The organism is Microbacterium sp. Bi128 (genome assembly GCF_918698205.1).
On record NZ_CAKKMM010000492.1, the window covers coordinates 1 to 3,436 of the forward strand.

The 3,436-nt window shown below is 69.6% G+C and carries 2 protein-coding genes; both read right to left on the minus strand.

Annotation, left to right across the window (positions count from 1 at the left end):
* A partial coding sequence (locus LQV45_RS21685; protein WP_230008770.1) for a hypothetical protein occupies window positions 1-2,248 on the minus strand: 2,248 nt, incomplete at its 3' end.
* Window positions 2,249-2,451: 203 nt separating this feature from the next.
* A partial coding sequence (locus tag LQV45_RS21690) for a substrate-binding domain-containing protein (RefSeq protein ID WP_230008771.1) occupies window positions 2,452-3,436 on the minus strand: 985 nt, incomplete at its 5' end.

The window sequence follows — 3,436 nt, forward strand, 5'->3', positions numbered from 1 at the left end:
GCCCCGTGGTGGAGACGAAGCGGATGAAGGAGGCATAGCTGGCCCGCAGATCGGCATCGCTCATGCGGGGGTTGACCGCGGCGTACACCGGGAGCGTCAGCGGGTAGGCACCGGTGGCGCGCTGGGCGTCGGCCGACGACGGGTCGAAGCCGTACACCTGCGGCTGCTGCGGGTCGGGTGTCATCGCTGCCGCGGCCGCCGTCATGGCCTCCGGCGTTGCCTCGACGAACTGCCCCGCCGGGTTCTGCAGCGCTGCCGTGACGACCTGGTAGCGGGCGGCGGATGCCGTGTCGGTGAGGGCCAGCACGCTCTGGCGTCCCGGGAGGTTGCGGTCGGCCTTGCCGTACTTCGGCGGCGTGCTGGTGGGATTCCAGTCGCCGAGGATCAGGCCGTCGCCGCGGAGGGTGTCGTAGGCACCGGAGTCGAAGTCCTTGACATAGGGACGCCATGTGACGAGGTTCACCGGGCCGGACGAGTCGGTCCCGGCCTGTTCGACGGGGTCGGCCTTCGGGAAGTCCTCGCGCGGGAGCGACAGCGCCGACCCCGACGCGTTCACGGCATCCGTCGTCGCGCTCCACGGGTTGACGGTCATCCCCCACGGATCCGGTGTGCCCTCGAGGAAGTCCCGAGCGCTCTTGTCGTTGAGGACGTACTGCCACATCGCCCACGCGACATCCGAGCGACCCTGCGGGATCAGCACGTCGGCGAGCGAGGCCGCCGCAAGCGCCTGGTACTTCCACTCGGGGGCGTTGATCTCGAGGAAGTCGGGGTCGTAGGTCAGCGTGCGGGGGTTCTCGATCCGGTCGTTGGGACCGCCCGGGCCTGCGTGGCTGAGGTGCCGACGGTCGGCGAAGGTCGGCAGCGAGTCGAGGTACGAATTCGTCAAGAGCTTCGCCACCAGGCGCGGGGTGAGCTTGAGCGAGGTGAACGGCAGCCCCGCCCGCCCCTGGACGTCCGCGGGCACGCTGGGGTCGCCGGGGCGAGGGTTGCGATCGATGGCGAACGAGACCGCGGCGCCCGTGATGCCGATGGGCGCGTAGCGCAGACGGTCGGTGCCGAGCTCGGGGTTCAGCGCCCGTGAGGTGAGCGCGAGGGGCGCGGGCGCCACGCCGTTCGCGGCGAGCGCCGCGTCGGACTCGGCGCTCGTGATGGCGGAGTAGACCGACCCGCCCGGCGCGTTGCAGACCGCCGGCTGCCACGAGGACACGGCGCGCGCGATGAGCTCGCTGCCGGCGAGCTGCCGCTCGGAGGCACCGATGGGGCAGCGCGTACCGATCGGTTTGAAGTCGAGCTTGACCGCGATGCGGTGCTTCCACGCGTCCCAGAACAACCCCGATTGGGTGATGAAGGACGAGCCGGAGTCCTTCGTCCCGCGCGGGACGATCACGAGCCAGCAGCTGGATCCCGAGACCGTGCCGTCCGTCGCGGTCACCGGTGTGCCGCAGCCCAGTGCCTGCGACTGCATGGCGGTCTGGACCTCGAACTTGACCGAGCCCGAACCGTCGCCGCCCGAGCCCGCCCACGACACCATGTTGGTGGTGTACTTCGAGAAGAACTCGTTGGTGTTCATGTCGGGCAGCGACTTCTTCCCGTCTTCGCCGACGGTGTAGTTGTACTTGCCGTCCTTGACCGAGGCGACTTCCTTGCCGTTGGCTCCGCGGAACGGGATCGAGGTGTAGGTCGGGCTGGCGAAGCCCTCGCTGGGGACGGTGTAGGCCTTGTCCTCCTCCGCGACCGAGGCGTCGCTCTCGCGGACGTCGTCACGGTGCGATCCCGGCACGCCCCCGATGCCGTACTGGCAGGTGGTGCGGTCGGGACCGCTCGGGTCCTTCTCGTCGTCGCCCCAGCACTGGAAGATCTGCAGGAAGTTCGCGCCGCCGATCTGCTGACTGGGCACCGTCGACGCCTTGCCGCCGGTCCACGAGATGACGATGCCCTGCGATTCGAGGGCCCGCGTCTGCGAAACGGTCACCGAGAGGTCGGGGAAGGGCGCGTTCGTGACGTCGTCATCCTGACTCTTGGCTGTCACGGTCACCGCGGAGGAATCCTCGGCGGTGGCACGGGATGCCGAGCCGGCGACGAGGCCGGAACCCCCGGTGACGGAGAAGATCCCGAGCCCCGCCACGATGCCGATGGCGACGGAAGCGGTCCAACGGGGCGCCCGTGCACGACGGACCCGGACGCGCGGGCGCGGGGTGGTCGGCGTCGACGAGGCGGCCTCGTCGGTGAGCACTCGGTTCTCGGGCACGGGGATCCTTCGGGAGTCGAGAGCTCGGGTGCGCCCTCGCGAGAAGCTAAGGGCGGCCGAGTGTCTGTGGAATGAACGCGGCGGTAACGAGGCGCCGCCGCCGCGTGGTGGAGGTGCGAACATGATTCACCCCCGGTCACGCGGGGTTTCGGGCAGGCTCGCGCCCCGACGGGACGCGTGGTCGGGCCGGGGTGCGGTCGAAATCAGCCCCGGGCGTCGCTGCCGCGTCGGGAACGGCGCGAGACGAGCGGGGGCACGAGGATCGCTGCGACGACGAGGACACCGGCGGCGAGCATGATGTACTGCGGGGTGCCCCAGCCCCCCTCGGCGAGGGTGAACGGCAAGGACACCGCAGCCGCCGCCGTCCCGATCGCCGAGCCCGACACGAGGTTGCCGTTGGCGTCGTAGACCGGTTCTCCCCCGGACGCCGCGGCGCCCGCGGCCGCCGCCGCTGCCGCGCCGCCCGCCGTGTCGCCCCCGGCAGCGCCGGTTCCACCCGTGCTGCCGCCCGGGACACCACCCGATCCCGTCGCGGGAGTCTCCTCTTGCGCGCCACCCGTACCGCCGAGGCACTGGGTCGGCCCCTGCTTGTCGCAGTCGGCGGGATTGGGCGCCGACTGCGCGAGCTGGTTGTTCGAGGGCGAGTCGCCGGGCTTGAACGTCGGGTTGTTGCACTTGTTGAAGTCGACGGCGCCCGCCGTACCCGGGATCTTGGCGATCACGTCGGATCCGGCCTGCACGAGGTTCATCGGCAGCGGTGAGTAGCCGAGGTCCTTGGCGGATTGCTGACCCTCGCAGATCATGTACGACGCGAAGATGCTGAGGGTCTTGCCCTTCTCCGCCGTGAAGATCTTGTTGGTCTGCGTGGGCACGATCATGTACGAGTAGCTCGACATGGGGTACGAGCGCGGATCGCCGCTGTTGTAGACACCCTCGAGGTTCTGCGTGAGGTCGGGGTTGATCGTCGCCGACATCAGCGCGACGGCGACCGACTGGTAGGTCGGCTCGACGAAGTACCCGGCCTTGTTGAGGACCTTGGCGACGGGGAAGCCCGATGTCTTCGCGTACGAGTACTCGACGTACGTGATCGCGCCCTCGCCATAGTTCTGGCTCACGTATCCCGCGACGCCGAGCGAGCCGTTCTGACCCTTGAACGAGGAGTTGATCTGCGGGAACTGCGACAGCATG